This is a genomic window from Acinetobacter baretiae (assembly GCF_015627105.1).
Lineage (GTDB): Bacteria > Pseudomonadota > Gammaproteobacteria > Pseudomonadales > Moraxellaceae > Acinetobacter > Acinetobacter baretiae.
This window is the reverse complement of record NZ_VTDM01000010.1, coordinates 141,801-158,693: the sequence shown is the minus strand read 5'-3', so window position 1 is coordinate 158,693 and position 16,893 is coordinate 141,801. Positions and strand designations below refer to the sequence as shown.

General features: G+C 34.0%; 14 protein-coding genes and 2 pseudogenes. 6 read left to right on the top strand and 10 right to left on the bottom strand.

Annotation, left to right across the window (positions count from 1 at the left end):
- Window positions 1-183, top strand: a pseudogene (locus tag I2F17_RS05775) (IS982 family transposase); the annotation flags it as partial.
- A 14-nt stretch (window positions 184-197) separates the two neighbouring features.
- Here the strand turns inward: I2F17_RS05775 and I2F17_RS05770 are convergent.
- Window positions 198-715, bottom strand: a pseudogene (locus I2F17_RS05770) (MFS transporter); the annotation flags it as partial.
- 110 nt (window positions 716-825) lie between these two features.
- On the opposite strand from I2F17_RS05770, the gene I2F17_RS05765 reads away from it, so the two are divergent.
- Together I2F17_RS05765 and I2F17_RS05760 are read left to right on the top strand one after the other, a co-directional pair.
- Complete coding sequence (locus I2F17_RS05765) at window positions 826-1,410, top strand: TetR family transcriptional regulator (RefSeq protein ID WP_211139310.1); 585 nt, start codon at window positions 826-828, stop codon at window positions 1,408-1,410.
- A gap of 418 nt (window positions 1,411-1,828) precedes the next feature.
- Window positions 1,829-3,910 (top strand): OPT family oligopeptide transporter, encoded by a 2,082-nt coding sequence (locus I2F17_RS05760; protein WP_211139309.1) that lies wholly within the window; start codon window positions 1,829-1,831, stop codon window positions 3,908-3,910.
- Window positions 3,911-4,718: 808 nt separating this feature from the next.
- Here I2F17_RS05760 and I2F17_RS05755 read toward each other — a convergent pair.
- The 7 genes from I2F17_RS05755 to I2F17_RS05725 form a co-directional block, all read right to left on the bottom strand.
- Window positions 4,719-5,396 carry a PqiC family protein gene (locus tag I2F17_RS05755; RefSeq protein ID WP_211139308.1) on the bottom strand — a complete coding sequence of 226 codons (678 nt, stop codon included), beginning with the start codon at window positions 5,394-5,396 and terminating at the stop codon, window positions 4,719-4,721.
- Window positions 5,386-7,047, bottom strand: a complete 1,662-nt coding sequence (locus tag I2F17_RS05750) for a PqiB family protein (protein ID WP_211139307.1) — start codon at window positions 7,045-7,047, stop codon at window positions 5,386-5,388. The genes I2F17_RS05755 and I2F17_RS05750 overlap by 11 nt, the downstream gene beginning before the upstream one ends.
- 1 nt (window position 7,048) lies before the next feature.
- On the bottom strand, window positions 7,049-7,813 hold the full coding sequence (locus I2F17_RS05745; protein ID WP_211139306.1) for a paraquat-inducible protein A: 765 nt from the start codon (window positions 7,811-7,813) through the stop codon (window positions 7,049-7,051).
- Complete coding sequence (locus I2F17_RS05740; protein WP_211139305.1) at window positions 7,810-8,472, bottom strand: paraquat-inducible protein A; 663 nt, start codon at window positions 8,470-8,472, stop codon at window positions 7,810-7,812. The genes I2F17_RS05745 and I2F17_RS05740 overlap by 4 nt, the downstream gene beginning before the upstream one ends.
- A 291-nt stretch (window positions 8,473-8,763) precedes the next feature.
- Window positions 8,764-9,537 carry a sulfite exporter TauE/SafE family protein gene (locus I2F17_RS05735; protein WP_211139304.1) on the bottom strand — a complete coding sequence of 258 codons (774 nt, stop codon included), beginning with the start codon at window positions 9,535-9,537 and terminating at the stop codon, window positions 8,764-8,766.
- A 32-nt stretch (window positions 9,538-9,569) separates the two neighbouring features.
- Entirely contained in the window at window positions 9,570-10,259 is a 690-nt protein-coding gene (locus I2F17_RS05730; RefSeq protein WP_211139303.1) for an MBL fold metallo-hydrolase, read from the bottom strand.
- 128 nt (window positions 10,260-10,387) lie between these two features.
- Window positions 10,388-11,002 carry a superoxide dismutase gene (locus I2F17_RS05725; RefSeq protein WP_211139302.1) on the bottom strand — a complete coding sequence of 205 codons (615 nt, stop codon included), beginning with the start codon at window positions 11,000-11,002 and terminating at the stop codon, window positions 10,388-10,390.
- 331 nt (window positions 11,003-11,333) lie between these two features.
- Here I2F17_RS05725 and I2F17_RS05720 point away from each other — a divergent pair, with 331 nt between their 5' ends.
- Together I2F17_RS05720 and I2F17_RS05715 are read left to right on the top strand one after the other, a co-directional pair.
- The gene (locus I2F17_RS05720; protein ID WP_211139301.1) at window positions 11,334-12,701 is read left to right on the top strand and encodes an ABC1 kinase family protein; all 1,368 of its coding nucleotides are present in this window, start codon (window positions 11,334-11,336) and stop codon (window positions 12,699-12,701) included.
- A gap of 301 nt (window positions 12,702-13,002) precedes the next feature.
- A complete protein-coding gene (locus tag I2F17_RS05715) occupies window positions 13,003-14,292 on the top strand; it encodes a dicarboxylate/amino acid:cation symporter (protein ID WP_211139300.1) in 1,290 nt (429 codons plus the stop codon).
- A 59-nt stretch (window positions 14,293-14,351) separates the two neighbouring features.
- On the opposite strand, the gene I2F17_RS05710 is transcribed toward I2F17_RS05715, so the two are convergent.
- Complete coding sequence (locus tag I2F17_RS05710; protein ID WP_196422360.1) at window positions 14,352-14,834, bottom strand: hypothetical protein; 483 nt, start codon at window positions 14,832-14,834, stop codon at window positions 14,352-14,354.
- Between the two features lie 112 nt (window positions 14,835-14,946).
- Window positions 14,947-16,341 (bottom strand): class II fumarate hydratase, encoded by a 1,395-nt coding sequence (gene fumC, locus I2F17_RS05705; RefSeq protein ID WP_211139299.1) that lies wholly within the window; start codon window positions 16,339-16,341, stop codon window positions 14,947-14,949.
- Window positions 16,342-16,524: 183 nt separating this feature from the next.
- Here fumC and tusD point away from each other — a divergent pair, with 183 nt between their 5' ends.
- A complete protein-coding gene (tusD, locus tag I2F17_RS05700) occupies window positions 16,525-16,893 on the top strand; it encodes a sulfurtransferase complex subunit TusD (protein WP_196422362.1) in 369 nt (122 codons plus the stop codon).

The following is a 16,893-nucleotide window of genomic DNA, read 5'->3' as shown; positions in this document are numbered from 1 at the left end:
TATTTGAAGCAACGAAATAAGATTGAAACATTGTTTGGTTTGTTGAAAGCTAAATACAACTTAGTGACAAGTAAGGCGAGAAGTGTTCAAGGCTATTTAGCAGGAATTTATGCATCTTTATGTGCGTATCAGGTTTGTCATAAGAATAAGCCGAACATTCGAATCATCGGTGCTTCGGCTTAAACAGGATTCGGGTTAGGTATATAGCTAAAAATAAAAAAAAGAACAAGCAAAAGAATTGGAATATTAATAAGAAATACTGAACCCCAATAAAAATGTTCCAATAAAAATCCACCCACTAAAGGTCCAAATGCAGCCCCTGCCCCTCCAGCCATTACCCACATTCCTAAAGCAAAATTACGCTCCTTTTCATCTACAAAGGTATGGCGTAAACACGATAATGTAGCAGGCATAATCATTGATGCCCCTAAGGCCAAAATAGCTCTAGAAAGAATAAGGAAATGGGCTGTTGTTGAATATGCCGCCATGATTGATGCCACACCAAAAATACTTCCACCAATAAGCATCAACCTGCGATAACCTATTTTATCGCCTATGGATAGATATCAATAATCCATAATAATTGAGATGAGTTTGCATATAGTACTTTGCTGAGCGTAGGTACAGCAATATGCAGTACGGTTGCATCAATGGCTACAGGTAAATAAAGCCCTACAACAGTGGCTAAAATCAACCATTTTGAATTTACAAACATAAAAAAAGTATAAAACTGAACATGTGTTCAATTGTATACTTTTTTTGATTTTTTATGCAACTTCTATATGCTTAACTAAAAATGTTGTTAGTGTAATGGTGTTATAAAAAATGAGTTATTTGAGTAAAGCAGAAAGAAGAAAACAAATTTTAGATGTTGCCATGAAGGTGGCATTAGACGATGGTTTAAATACACTCACAGTACGCCATTTGGCTCAAAAGGCTCAACTGTCTGTTGGACTCATTCATTACCACTTTAAGACCATTCAAGAATTAAAGTGTGAAACATTTATGCAACTGATTCATAAAAATTTGGATACTACACAAGTAGATCCCCATCTGAGTTTAATTGATAAAATTTTGTGGGCTTTAGGATTTACTACATCAGAAGATGAGCTACCTTATATTAGATTATGGAACGATGCCGAAAAAAATAGTCAATCTAGTCCTGAGTTTCATCAAGTCTTTTTAATTGCTCTTGAAGAATGGCATAAGTCTGTAAAATACATATTTCAAATTTCAAATTTTAATCATGATCAAGAATCTATTGATGACATTACATGGCAATTGATTGGTTTAACTCTAGGTTTAGAGCGTCTTACAACATTCAATGCTCATTTTTTTACTTATGAATATATGACTCAGTTAGTGGCTAACTTAATTGAAAATAAAAAATCAACTAAACAAAATCCATAAATTGATTTTAAATTATATTGAAATACCATATAGCCCACTCTTGATCTGATTTAATTCATTCAGACCCAAAAAAGGACTCAATCTATAGATATTAAGTCCTTTTACCCTTTTTAAAGATTAGATATTATTCAATATTTATTTATGTTTTCAGGAAAATTATAAATAATTTACTTTCTGTAAAATAAAGGGCTTTTTCAAAACAATTAAAAGAAAAAACTCATTAATATTTATATGTTTTGGTATTGAAATTGCATTGATTTTACGAAAAAGAATGATCTTTTATTTAATATTTAAAATTGAAAGAATTAATTTTTTACTATAGGTTATAAAACAATCCAATGTAAGACTCACCTTTCAATGATCAATATTAAATTAAGATAATTAGATTAAATTTCAATAAAAACATAGGTTAAATTCAATGCAACATTCGTCAAAATATAAAGATCCTTATCTAGGGTATCGGGAATTTACACTTCGTGGAGTTATTTTAGGAATTTTAATTACAATTATATTTACGGCATCGAATATTTATTTGGGTCTTAAAGTGGGTTTAACATTTGCCTCCTCTATTCCAGCCGCTGTGATTTCAATGGCTGTATTACGTTATGCAAAAAATTCTAATATTTTAGAAAATAATTTTGTACAGACACAAGCATCAGCTGCAGGCACATTATCTTCGGTTGTTTTTGTAATTCCAGGCTTGCTGATGATGGGATATTGGCAGGGTTTTCCATTTTGGCAAACAACTCTTTTATGTTTAAGTGGCGGAATACTTGGTGTTATTTTTACAGTACCTTTAAGACGTATTATGGTGGTTAAAAGTAGTTTACCTTATCCTGAAGGTGTAGCGGCTGCAGAAATTTTAAAGGCAGGTACAATAGGAAACGTAGCCAATGAGCATGGATCATTAATACAACATCCTCAAGGTGACGAATCAACAAAATCAAGCCATGCTAAGGAAATCGTATTTGGCGGTGTTCTTGCAGCAATCGTTAGCTTATTAAACAGTGGCTTCAGAGTTGTTTCAGATAGTGCAAGTTTTTGGTTTAAGTCAGGCTCAGCAATCTTTCAGTTACCTATGGGGTTTTCTCTTGCACTTTTAGGTGCAGGGTCATTAATGGGAATTTCAGCAGGGTGTGCCATTTTTCTAGGAATATTTATTGCATGGGGAGTGGCTATTCCTATACTGAGTAGTATTTTTCCGCAACCTGAACACATGCAAATGGCCGCTTTTGCCAAACAGTTATGGGTATCTAAAGTAAGATTTATTGGTGTTGGAACCATTGGTATTGCTGCTATTTGGACTTTAATTATTTTATTTAAACCCATGGTTGAAGGGGTTCGACTATCTATTGCAGCGTATACCTCTACTACACAATCGAGCATACAGGCAGAACGTTCAGATCGTGATTTGAATCCCAAATACATGTTATTGATTACAATTTTAATGGTCATCATCCTATTTTCAACATTTTATTCTTTTGTTGCTACATCAGGTTTAGATGTAAAAATGGCATGGGCTTTAGTTTTACTCATGACTGTGATTACTTTTGTAATTGGTTTTTTAATTGCAGCTGCATGTGGGTATATGGCAGGCTTAGTTGGGTCATCATCTAGCCCAATCTCAGGTATTGGTATTTTATCGGTATTGGTTTTTGCCGTTATTTTATTGATGGTGGGAAATTTTGAAAATTTAACAGGATCTACACAAGGCGTACAATTTTTAACAGCTCTCACATTATTTGGTACTTCTGCTGTTTTAGCAGTGGCAACGATCTCTAATGATAATTTACAAGACTTAAAAACAGGATATTTGATACATGCAACTCCACAGCGTCAACAAATTGCATTAATTATTGGAAGTATAACAGGCGCCCTCGTTATTGCACCATTACTGCAATTACTATATCACGCATATGGTTTTTCAGGTGCGATGCCACGCGCAAATATGGATCCATCGCAAGCACTAGCAGCACCTCAAGCAGTACTCATGACCACAATTTCTCAAGGTATTTTTTCACATCAATTACAGTGGAATTATATTTTTATTGGTGTAATGATTGGTGTGTTGTGTATTCTTTTAGATTTTATACTTAAAAAAATAAGCCATAATAAAATGGGTTTACCTGTTTTAGCAATTGGAATGGGAATTTACCTACCACCTAGTGTAAACATGCCGTTATTTATTGGCGCCGTTATGTTTTGGTTGATTAAAAAGTATGTTAAGAAACAGACAAGTTTAAACGATCAAGAAAATAAAATGAAACAACTAGAACAACGAGGTACTTTATTTGCTGCAGGCTTAATTGTTGGTGAAAGCCTTATGGGGGTTATTTTAGCAATCTTGATTGTTATTTCGACGGGTACAGGAGGATCTGACTCTCCTATTGCCATTCCATTAAAAGATTGGGATCATATCGCAGATTATTTAGGTTTAGCACTATTTATTCTAACCATCTTTATTTTTGTACAGCGTTGTTTAAAGTTTAAGAAGAACTAAATATTGAACTCAACATATCGTTTTACGAACGATATGTTGAGTTCAACTCGTAAAATAAAATAATCATATACACACAAAAATTAGTAATTTTTTATTCTTATATAATACAAAGCCTCATGGTTGATATTACCGTTTTACTTTGTATTATTAATGTTTTTTTCTAAAAAAAATAAATATTTTAAGTGTATAAAGCCGTCAAAACTCAGTTTATTTAAAATCTTCTGAGTTAAATCATTTCAAAGTCTTTTTATTTCTATCAATAAATGATCAAATACAAGAAATGTAGTCAAACTCTTTAATTATTCATACAGCTAAAATGAAAGTCTTGCCCAAATGTATTTAGTGGTTTTTCTATAGATGGGATATAGATAATTTACGTATCTATCAACATATAAGAAGTCATAGTTAAAATTTACTACACACTTTTATTGAATGGCCTACTCTATATTTTTCATATATTAATCAATGGTATAACATGTCATTTCTCAAATTTAGCGATTTCTTTTTTATAGAAAAAATTAATAAATAATTGATTTGTAATATTTTTAATGGTTTTTTTATAAAATAACTCGAATCCTGTTTAATCTTTTATTTTAAACTCATTTACTTTTAGTCACTGTGAGCTGTTTTTTTAAGGGAAGTTGATCTATTCTTTATACTAGACTGTAAAAAATTAAATCATTTATTTTATATAAAACAGCAGCTTATTTTAATTCATTAAATAAGATTCCAGTTAAAACAGCAAAATTTTAAATCAAAAGTGTCAATCTATATAAAATAGATTGACACGACTAAAACTTATTTATAATTAAGAACATACTGCAGTATTAACTTGATATGATCCTTTTTCAACTGAAAGCACTGTATCAGATATACTGCTTGTTATTCGATACAGTGCTTGTTTAGATGCATTAACCATATCAGGAATCATATCTTTATTAGCCACAGTTTGATTAAAAGTCATTCTACAATTCACAATACGATGTACAGCTTGTTTATTGATTTGTATCGGCTCAAGAGGCTTAATAACCCAACTCACTTCAACTTCAACCTGTGTACCTTGTTGCGGACTAGATGACTGAATAATATCAAAGCGTGAAAAATCAACAGCAATTCGATACACCGTATTGGTGCTTGAAATACCACTACTATAACGATCTACTGCATTAAGTTGTTGCTGCAATCCAGAAGATAAACTGTCATGTAATTCTACTGCCAAACTAGAGGTCCATCGATCATTATTCAAAATGGTCGATTTCCCTTGTTCTGTATTAACCATGATTGCTACCCGATTTAATCGATCAGGTAAATTTACAGGCAAAACTTCAATCACTCGTAATTTGGTATCTTGCGTAGGTAATACACGAGGAGCAAGCGTGTAATAGTTGGGACTAACTGATGTTGTACAACCAGTAATCCCCAAGAAAAATACACTAGATACGAACATCCATTTTGATAATTGAACAGTATGTGTTTTATTTTTCATTTTTAGTCTCTCCTTTTTTTCCACGAATCAGAGACTCAGGATGTTGTTCAAGATAGTCAGACATTAACTGTAACGATGCTGCTGTACGTGTGACTTGTTGTAATACTTTACGCACATCTTGTTGCATTGGTGCATCACTCGACAAAATTGATTCTGTCGATTGCATTGTTCTACGTGCATCATTTAAAGTCGCTTGGAAATCTGGAGCAACTTTAGTATCGAGTTGTTTCACAAACTTATCTGTCGACTCAATGGTTGTATTCATACTGTTTAAAGTTTTACGTAAATCCGCCCCAATTTCATTTATTGGGAATTTACTTGCTTTATCTGCGATTTCAGAAATTTGAGCTTGTAAGCTATTTAATTCAGGCGGTATGGTTGGAACTTCTACATCCCCATTTTCATACTGCGTTAATGTGACAGGTTTTGCCTTGTTAAATTTATCAAATGCAATATAGTTTTGTCCTGTTAATAAGTTACCTGTACGCATTTGTGCTCTCCAGCCTTGCTGAATAAAGCTTTTAAATATTTGTCCTGTAGGATCTAGTTCTTTTCCATTTGCCAAACGAGATGGATAAAGTACTGCATCCACACGCATGCGTAATTTGCGATAATTAGGTTCAAATTCGACATTGATCGCTGTAACATCACCAATATTCATGCCCATAAAATCAAGAGGTGCGCCAACAGCAAGACCACGAAGAGAATTATCAAAATACATAATAATTTTTCGTGGTTTACCATCTGGAACTTTTAATGCATCTGTTTTTGAGTTCCATAAATTAAAATAACTTTTGCCAGATGCCATAGGTGCATTAGAGTTTTCTGGATATCCAAAGGCTACACCACCTGCAACAATACTGGCTAAAGATTGTGTATTTAGGCTAAAACCTGATGCATTCAAGCTAACATCAACGCCACTGGCTTGCCAAAAGCGAGCATCTGTCGTGACAAATTTATCGTAAGGACTACGTATAAATGTTTGCAGTTCAACATGTTTTCCATCTTTTGAAAGATTATATGCGGTAATCTGCCCAACATTCATTCTTCGATAATAGATGGGTGAACCAATATCTAACGATCCTAAATTATCAGCGGTTAAGAAAAATATTTTTCCTGGTACATCCGATGGAACAACAGGTGGGGTTTCTAGGCCAACAAACTCTGTTTGTTTTTGAGAGTCTTTGCCACCATCGACCTCAATGTAAGAGCCTGAAAGTAATGTATCGAAACCAGAAACACCACTTGTGCCAATGCGTGGACGTACGACCCAAAATCTTGAGTCTTTAGATGCAAATGCACTACTGTTTTTAGTAAGTTCAATTTGCGCGATAATATGACTATTGTCTGAAGACAGCGTAATTTGTCGTACAAGGCCTATATTCACTTGCTTGTATCTTACGTTGGTTTTACCTGCTTCAAGCCCATCCGCGGTTCTAAAACTCACTTCTATGGTTGGTCCTCTTTCCCAAATTGCTTTTGCAGCCAATGACAGTGCAATCATTAATGCAACTATAGGAATAATCCAAATGAGTGAAACTTTACCACGTGGTTTTTTTCTTTGAGGCTCTGACACACGATTGAATTCCTGCTGTTGTTGGGCAGTCATTTTATGCATTGAACCATCATTATTTTTTGTATTATCGTTCATATTATCGTTCATTCAAGGGGTTGTATTGGGAGGTGTTTGATGAGTGTTGTGAATCCGTTGAATTATATTCGGTTGGATCTTGAGAGATATGCCTATTATTTTTTGAGTAGTAATTGTCCCATATCATACGTGGGTCAAAACTCATTGATGCCAACATTGTAAGAATGACAACCGCTCCAAAAGCAACAGCACCCGTACCTGCCAATATAGTGGCTAAAGACTGTATTTGAATGAGTGCCGCAAGTAAACTCACCACAAATACATCAATCATTGACCAGCGGCCAATCATTTCTACAACTCGATATAAAATACTACAATGCCTTGGGCTAAATTTCCATCGCCCTAAAGATTGCATATAAATACTAAGCAATAAAAAAATTAAAATAAAAAGCTTTAGTAACGGAATAAATATACTTGCAATAAAAATCACTGTAGCTACTAAATAATCTTGTGTTGCCCAAAAATAGATGACACCACTCATAATAGTATCTTGTTGGCTCCCAAATAAAGAGTTTGTAATCGTCATTGGTAATATATTAGCAGGGATATATAAGATGGTTGCTGCAATTAAAAAAGCAAAGGTTTTTTGTAGGCTTTGTGGTTTACGAATATGGAGTTTAGAATGACATCTTGAGCAATATTGTATGGAGGTATCATCATCGTCTATTTTGTGATTGTGGCTGAGTTGCCCACAACAATGACATCTAATTAAAGATACATCACAGGCTCTAATATAAGAGGTTGGTTTTAATGTATGCTTGTTCATGATAAATACCTATCTATTGCATCCCATGTATCTTGTACCTTAATGGCATTTAAATAGACCATAAATATACTCAGCAATCCAAAGGCCCACAGTGCAACTTCAGGGATCACAAGTACCATACTCACTAATTTTACCAGTGTTACGAGAATACCTATCAAAAAAACCTCAACCATTGCCCACATTCTAAATAGATAAAGTGTTCTTAGGGCAAATACCATAAAATATGGTCTTCTATTGAGCCAACCAACACTTAGAAATACGTACATCAATAAAATGAGATTAACAAGCGGAACAGCAAATGTGGTGATGATCAAAATAATTCCCACTGCTGCTCGATCGATTTGAAACATTGTCCATGCTGCACCTAACAAGGTCGTTTGAATGGAATGTCCTTGAATTTCAATTTTTATAATTGGGAAACTGTTAGCAACAATAAAAATAATGAATGCAGTTATCGTAAGTGAAATCATGGTATTAAATGGTTTTATATCACTATAAATTTCCGCACCACAACATACGCAACAGGCTTTTTCTCCTTTTTCTAAAGGTACTTTAAGATAAAGCGTATCGCATTCCTCACAACTTGAAAATTGAGTTAAATGATCTATAGATTGAATATTTTCATCTATTAATATGTTTTGTTTGTCATCTTGGGTCATATGATGGATATACCCTGATTGATATTGGTTTATTTTATGAGACCATTTTAAATCGGTCTCTTTTATTTAAATTTAAATGATTTAAATCATTTCTACCATCATATATTTGATTACGCGAAAAGTACATCTATTCACAAGATAGAGGATCGACTGATGTTATAGGCTTGATGAATGATGAAATAAAAGACCTATGTATGTTTTAAAAATGATTATGTTTTTGTATTTTTTCTAAAGACATTCAGGATTATTATCATACATGTTGCACTAAACTTTGAAATGTATTCACGCCGTCTAAATCAAACGATATAAAGTGATACTAGCAATACAGATTAGTAAAACAGCAAAAAACTTATAAATAATATGTTCATGAAGATAATTTTGTAAAAATCGACCAATAAACAGGCCTATTAACGCCGTGAAAACAAAAACAAAAGTAATATCTAACGCATAATGATAACCAGACGAAATTTGAGTGATCAAAGTAATTAGACCCACTAAAAATATTGTCATTAAAGATGTGGCTGAAATACAATAGATAGAGAGATCAGATATTTTTTTTAATATAGGCATTAAAATAAATCCCCCTCCGACACCAAGTATTCCTGTCACTATTCCTAAAGTAATACCCAAACCACCCAAGTAAATTTTTGTTTTGTGGTTCCAAATAAAGCGCTGAGTGACTTGATTTGTTCTACATAGATTTAAAGATTGAATTGGTGTTTTCATAAAATAACGACATGCAGAAATTACCATAACTATGCATAATAAAATGGTAATGTAGGACGTAGGTATATATTTACTGACAGTCACCCCCAAATATACAGATGGAATCGAAAATAATGCCATCCAAATGGCTGCTCGATAACGAATTTTGTGTTGCCATAATCCTTGTATGGTTGCTGCACCAGAGGCAATGGTGGTTGCAATTAATGCAATCGGTGCAGCTTGAGCAACACTCCAAGACTGTGACCACATGAGTAAAGGAATTGCTAATATTCCCCCACCAGCCCCTGTTAAGCCCAATGTAATGCCAATAAAAACACCCTCACAGGCCAATAAAAACATATAAGATCTCTTGATCGCTTAATAGTGACTTTTTATGGGGTTTTACCACATAATTTATTTGCAGGTAATGCTTGGTCTATTTGGGAGGGATATCTCAAATCAAGATGATTCATGATCTGAATAAATTGATCTTTCTTAATATGTAATGCAAGTCTTGAATTATTTTTCTTTTCATATCCAATATTCGATGAAAGTTTACCTTTATAGTCATGTGCTGGATAAACAATCGTATCATCAGGTAGCGTAAACAATTTATTATAAACACTCTCATAAAGTTGCTCTGCACAACCTTCTTGAAAATCTGTTCTACCACAACCATTAATGAGTAATGTATCACCTGTAAATACATACCCTTTAACATAGTAAGAAGTACATGCATTTGTATGCCCAGGCGTTGCTAATGCATGAATAGATATTTCACCTAAATAAAACTGATCACCATCTGTAATAAAAATTTCAGCGCATTTAGCTTCTGTGTTTTTATGTACTATAGATTTTGCTTGAGTTAGAGTTTTTAGTAAATAAGACGCCGTTATATGATCTGCATGTATATGTGTTTCACATATGTATTTTAAATGGGCATTTATGCTTTTTATTTCATTGATATATTTATCTAAATCACATTGTACAGGATCAATAATAAGGGCTTCTTTGCTCTCTTCACACATAAGAAGGTAGCTATATGTACAACTTTTTGGCTCAAAAAACTGCTTAATATACATGTTAAGCCACCTCTTTTATATATTATAAATATATGCTTATAACATATTATAATAAAGAAACAAGTGGCTCAAAGATGAATACATAAAAAACGGCTTTTATTTAGCCGTTTTTTTATTACTTACAAATTTTATTTCGCTAAAGCTTCTTTGTAGCGACGTGCAACTTCTACCCAATTAATGACATTGTAAAATGCTGCAATATATTCAGGACGACGATTTTGATATTTTAAGTAATATGCATGTTCCCAAACATCTAAACCAAGAATAGGTGTATGGCCATGCATTAATGGGGAGTCCTGATTACCACTACTCTCAACAATCAATTTTTTATCGGCAGTTACGCTTAACCAAGCCCATCCACTACCAAAACGAGTAAGTGCTGCTTTAGTAAATTGTTCTTTAAATGCATCTAAGCCATTTAACTCAGCATCAATTGCAGTAGCAAGTTCACCTTCTGGTGCACCACCGCCTTGTGGACTCATAACTGTCCAAAATAAAGAATGATTTGCATGACCACCACCATTATTTTGTACAACACCTTTTAGATTTGAAGGAACGTCATTAATTTTAGACACTAAATCTTCAACAGATAATTGTTCCCACTCAGTACCTTCAATTGCAGCATTGATATTATTAATATAAGTTTGATGATGTTTTGTATGGTGAATTTCCATTGTTGCTGCATCTAAATTAGGTTCTAGAGCATCATACGCATATGGAAGTGATGGTAATGAGTAAGCCATTTTTATGTCCTTATTAACTATAAATAATGTTATGAATAACAATACGATAAACAGAAGTTTATTTCAATATAAAGCATTACTTCTAAGTTGAAACTCTAACGCATGTTGTTTAAAGATACTATAGTGTTTTATTGATTCTATGTAATTTCTTATTTTTTTATTTTATTTTTGGTTATTAAAAATTTTAGATTTGCTTAGGCTATTTTGTAGTAATCATTTTAGTTGTTTATTGGTACATAGCAATTTTTAATTAGAATAGTTTTTGTTATGATTGTATGATTAGCTACGTGCTGTAAAACAAACACCAAAACGAACATAAGGATTTTTCGCTATGGCTGATCAAAAAGATATATTAAAAAATCTAAAGACATCTTCTCTTGATCGCCGTTTTTCTATTGCTAAAGCTTCTTTTTTAGCAGGAACACGCTGGGCGACCTCGAGTGCAAGCTCTTTTTTTGCAAGTGATGAAGAAAAAGAACGTAAACGAAAAAAAATACTCACAGAACAAGCAAATTATTTAGTTTCTGAAATTGGAAAATTAAAAGGCTCTATTGTCAAAATTGGTCAAATGATGGCGCTTTATGGTGAGCATTTCTTACCAAGAGAAGTGACTGATGCACTGAATACCCTCAACAATCAAACGATTGCTGTTGATTGGGCTGCAATAGAGCCTCACCTTTTACAGCAACTAGGTGTAAAAGCAGATGATCTAGAGATAGATCAGCACCCCATTGGTACTGCATCTTTAGCACAAGTTCATAAAGCGATATTAAAGTCTACAGGGCAACAACTTGTTTTAAAAATACAATATCCCGGTGTTGCAGATGCTATTGATTCGGATATGAATTTATTTAAACAAATGCTACGTTTAACTCACCTACTTCCACAAACAAGAGAATTTGATCAATGGTTTGAAGAAGTGAGAGAAATGATGCATAGAGAAGTTGATTATGCACTAGAAGCACAAACAACTCTACGATTTGCAAACTATCTTAAAGATGATGAACGTTATGTAGTACCTCAAATTATCGAGCAATATTGTACAGACCAAGTTCTTTGTATGAGTTATGAATCTGGCTTACCTGTAAACAGTCCAACTGTATTATCGCTTTCTCAAACAAGACGCAATAAAATTGGTGAAGCATCTTTAGAAATTGCAATTAAGGAACTTTTTGTTTGGGGGGAAATGCAAACTGACCCCAATTTTGGTAATTATCTGGTTCGTGTAAGTGCAACAGAGCATGAAATAGATAAAATTGTATTACTTGACTTTGGTGCCATTCGTCAATTTGATCAAGAGTTATTAACCTTAGCACATAATTTAATTCATGCTGGTTATCTACATCGCTTAGAAGACATGGTTCAAGCAATGAAAGGCTACCCTTTCTTTGATCAAATTCCTGCAGATATTAAACCAGACATGGCTAAAGTCTTTTTACTTGCAACAGAACCTTTTAGCAGTTCAAGTAATAATTCCGATATTCCTGAAGGTGTCATGACTCAAGAAGATCAGTATGATTGGAAGAAAAGCCAATTACATCAACGTGTGATGCAAAGAGCAAGTAAGTCGATGGCATCACGCTATTTTAGTGTTCCACCGAAAGAATTTATGTTTATTAGTCGAAAATTTATAGGTGCTTATACATTTATGACCGTTATTTCTGCACAAACAAATATTAGAAATAGTTTAAAATTTTAGATTATTTTAGATTTAAAATCTCTAAATACTTAGGCTATTTAGAGATAAGACTAAAGTATAATGCTTGTTTTATATAAAAAATCATCTACTGAAAAGTTGATGATTTTTTATATATTTAAAAATAAACTTATGAAAAACAATCATATATTTTATATATAAAATAAAAAATATCATGTTCTTGAAAAAAGCAATAAATCTATCATTTTAATATTTGATAGTTATTATTTCGACTTTGAATATCGTTTTAAAGTAAAATCACCACAATTTCATATTCAAATGTACATACTTTGGGATTTAACCAATGGATACACAAACACATTCTCCCGATAAAAAACCAAAATTTTATCAAGTGCTTTACGTACAAGTTATTTTTGCAATTACCTTAGGTATTATTCTAGGTCATTTTTATCCAAGCGTTGGCGAAAGCCTCAAACCACTTGGTGATGCATTTATCAATATTGTAAAAATGATTATCTCACCTGTCATTTTCCTCACTGTAGTGACAGGAATTGCAGGTATGAAAAATATGGGAAGTGTTGGTCGTGTGACAGGTAAAGCCATGCTTTACTTTATTACCTTCTCTACTCTTGCTTTATTTGTGGGAATGATCGTTGCAAATATCATTCAACCAGGTCATGGCTTAAACATTAACCCTGCCACATTACAAGCAGATAAAGTCAGCCAGTATGTTGAAAAAGCACACGACTCAACCATCGTTGGTTTCTTAATGGGTATTATCCCAAAAACATTATTAAGTCCATTGGTTGGAGGCGACATTTTACAGGTACTTGTAGTTGCCGTCTTATTTGGTATTGCCCTTGCAGCAACAAGTGATAAGTCTCAACCTATTATTGATTTCCTAGATACATTAACTGTACCTGTATTTAAATTGGTGGGCATGCTAATGAAGCTTGCTCCTATTGGTGCATTTGGCGCAATGGCCTTTACTGTAGGTAAATATGGCGTGGGTTCTATTGGTAACTTAGCGCTACTGATTGCAACTTTCTATATTACCTCTGTGTTATTTATTGTTGTGGTTCTTGGTGCAGTTGCTCGCTACAATGGCTTTTCAATTATTGCACTTGTTCGCTATATCAAAGATGAATTATGGCTAGTGCTTGGTACAAGTTCGTCAGAGGCTGCTTTACCTAACCTAATGCGTAAAATGGAAAATGCAGGGTGTGAAAAATCTGTTGTTGGTTTAGTCGTTCCTACAGGTTATTCGTTTAATTTAGACGGCACTAATATTTACATGACAATGGCCGCTTTATTTATTGCTCAAGCATGTAATATTGACTTAACGATTGGTCAGCAACTCACACTTTTATTGGTAGCAATGATCAGCTCTAAAGGTGCAGCAGGTGTTACTGGTGCTGGATTTATCACTTTGGCTGCAACACTTTCTGTTGTGCCTGATGTACCTGTTGCAGGTATGGCATTAATTTTGGGAATAGATCGCTTCATGTCGGAATGTCGTGCATTGACTAACTTTATTGGTAATGCATGTGCAACTATTGTGGTTGCTCGTTGGGATAACTCTTTAGATAAAGAACAGTTAGATAAAGTACTTCATTCAAAAACTACAACATAATTTTAAAATGTGAAAGCCTAGTGTATACACTAGGCTTTTTTTATTAAAAATAACTTAGGCTATTTTACATTCGCTTGCAGTACATCATTCGACACATAACCTTTCCACAATTGTCTTAATGTTGGTAAATAAAATTTTTCTCCGATTTCAACTAATTCTGTATCTATTGCAGTATGTAATTGATGTAAAAATAAGTAGTCTTGTTCTATGGTTGAACATTTCTGATAGGTTGTAATTTGTTTTCTCACGTTCTTTACGATTTGATCTGCAAACTCACGATTTTTATAACGTGATAAGGCCATCAAACGTATCTCGACAATACCCCACCCTGAAACCAACAATTTAAATATTTCAAAATCACGAGTGGTAGACTCCCACTGCATCTCTTCTAAATTATTATCTGTTGGTAGCACAGGTAATAACAACTCCATAACACATGGAAATATTTTTTTAAAATTGAGGATAAACTTAACCGCTTGCGTCCCAGGGTAATCTTTAAACTGCACCTGTTTTTTCGTATCTGTCAGATAAATATCGAACATAAAAAATCATCATAAATCAAAAACAGTATTGTAAAACATAAATAGGAGTTACGGATAGCAACTATAATCAAAGCATCTTCTAGTTTTAACTACAAGATGCTCTATAAAAGCATTACTTTACATTCGCAAAGACCATATTTTCAGGCTTGACCACGGCGTCAAACTGCTCTGGGGTGACAAGATTAAGTTCAACAGCGACCTGTTTGAGTGTCTTATTTTCTTTATAAGCTGTCTTCGCCACCTTAGCGGCATTTTCATAGCCAATGATTGGATTCAGTGCAGTCACCAACATCAAAGAATGATTCAAAAAGTATTCAATTTTATCTTTATTTGGTTCAATACCCACAGCACAATGATCATTAAAACTATTACATGCATCACCAAGTAAACGTACTGACTGTAAAATGTTAAATGCCATCACAGGCATAAAAACATTCAATTCAAAGTTCCCAGATGCACCTGCAATACTAATGGTTGTGTCATTACCTAAAACTTGAGCAACCACCATTGTCATCGCTTCACTTTGTGTTGGATTAACCTTACCCGGCATAATGCTCGAACCAGGCTCATTTTCTGGAATACGAATTTCACCAAAACCGCATCGAGGCCCACTCGCTAACCAACGAATATCATTGGCAATCTTATTCAAACTAACCGCTAAGGTTTTAAGTGCGCCTGATGCAAAAACAACGGCGTCTCTTGCAGCCAAAGCTTCAAATTTATTGTCTGCTGTTTTAAAAGGCAATTTCGTTAACATTGCTAAATATTGTGCCGATTTTTCTGCATATTGAGGGTGTGTATTTAACCCCGTTCCAACTGCAGTCCCCCCCAATGGTAATTCATATAAACCCTCTAAGGCATATTGTAAACGAACTAAAGTATGATCTAGTTGCGAAACATAACCACTAAATTCTTGTCCTAGCGTTAAAGGCGTTGCATCTTGCAAATGTGTACGACCAATTTTAACAATTGATGAAAATATTTCAGATTTTTCCTTCAACGTATCTCGCAACTGTGTCACTGCAGGAATGAGCAATTCATGTATATGTAAAGCCGTTGCGACATGTATTGCTGTTGGAAACGAATCATTGGTAGATTGTGCATGATTGACATGATCATTTGGATGGATGGGATATTGTGAACCTAATGCCTGCCCCAACTTTTGATTCGCAATATTAGCAATCACCTCATTACAATTCATATTGCTTTGTGTACCAGAACCGGTTTGCCATACAACCAACGGAAATTGAGTATCCCACGTTCCTTCTATCACCTCATCTGCTGCTGCAATGACAAAAGACGCAAGGTCTTGAGGAATCTGTGCCAATTCTGCATTGGTCATGGCCGCTGCTTTTTTTACCAATCCCATACCGCGAATAAATATACGAGGTAAATGCTCCGTTCCAATTTTAAAGTTTTGTAAACTCCGCTGAGTTTGTGCACCCCACATTGCGTCACTAGGTACGTTTACATCACCCATCGTGTCATGCTCTATCCGCATATCCATAGTTTTCTATTCCTAACATTTAAATGAATGCTGTTAGTAATAAAACATTCGACACAGATAAACAAGAATCATTTCTTTTTTTAACGATTTTATCAGCAACACATCATATAAAAATAACTCAACCGATGACGGATAGCATCTAGCGTTTTATACTACGTTGAATCAATCATCTTCTTTATGGTTATGAGTATACTTATTTTAGTTACAGCAGCACCAAGTTCTATTTTTGCATGGCATGCTTTAGGTCTTGCCCAAGCATTACAACAAAAAAAAGTTGAATTTAATGTCTTTTTTTATCAAGACGGCGTTTACGTGTCTAATCAACTTAATTGGGTACAAGATGATCAACGAAATCTTACTCAAGCATGGCAGGCGTTAAATATAGAACTTCCTGTTTGTGTGAGCGCTGCATTACAACGTGGGATCACCGATTTAGACAATGCAACACGTCATCAAATGAATATATCTAACCTTGCATCTCAATTTAAACTGGTTGGTTTAGGCGAGTTAACAGATGCACTCCATCGAGCACAACGTGTCATACAATTCTAA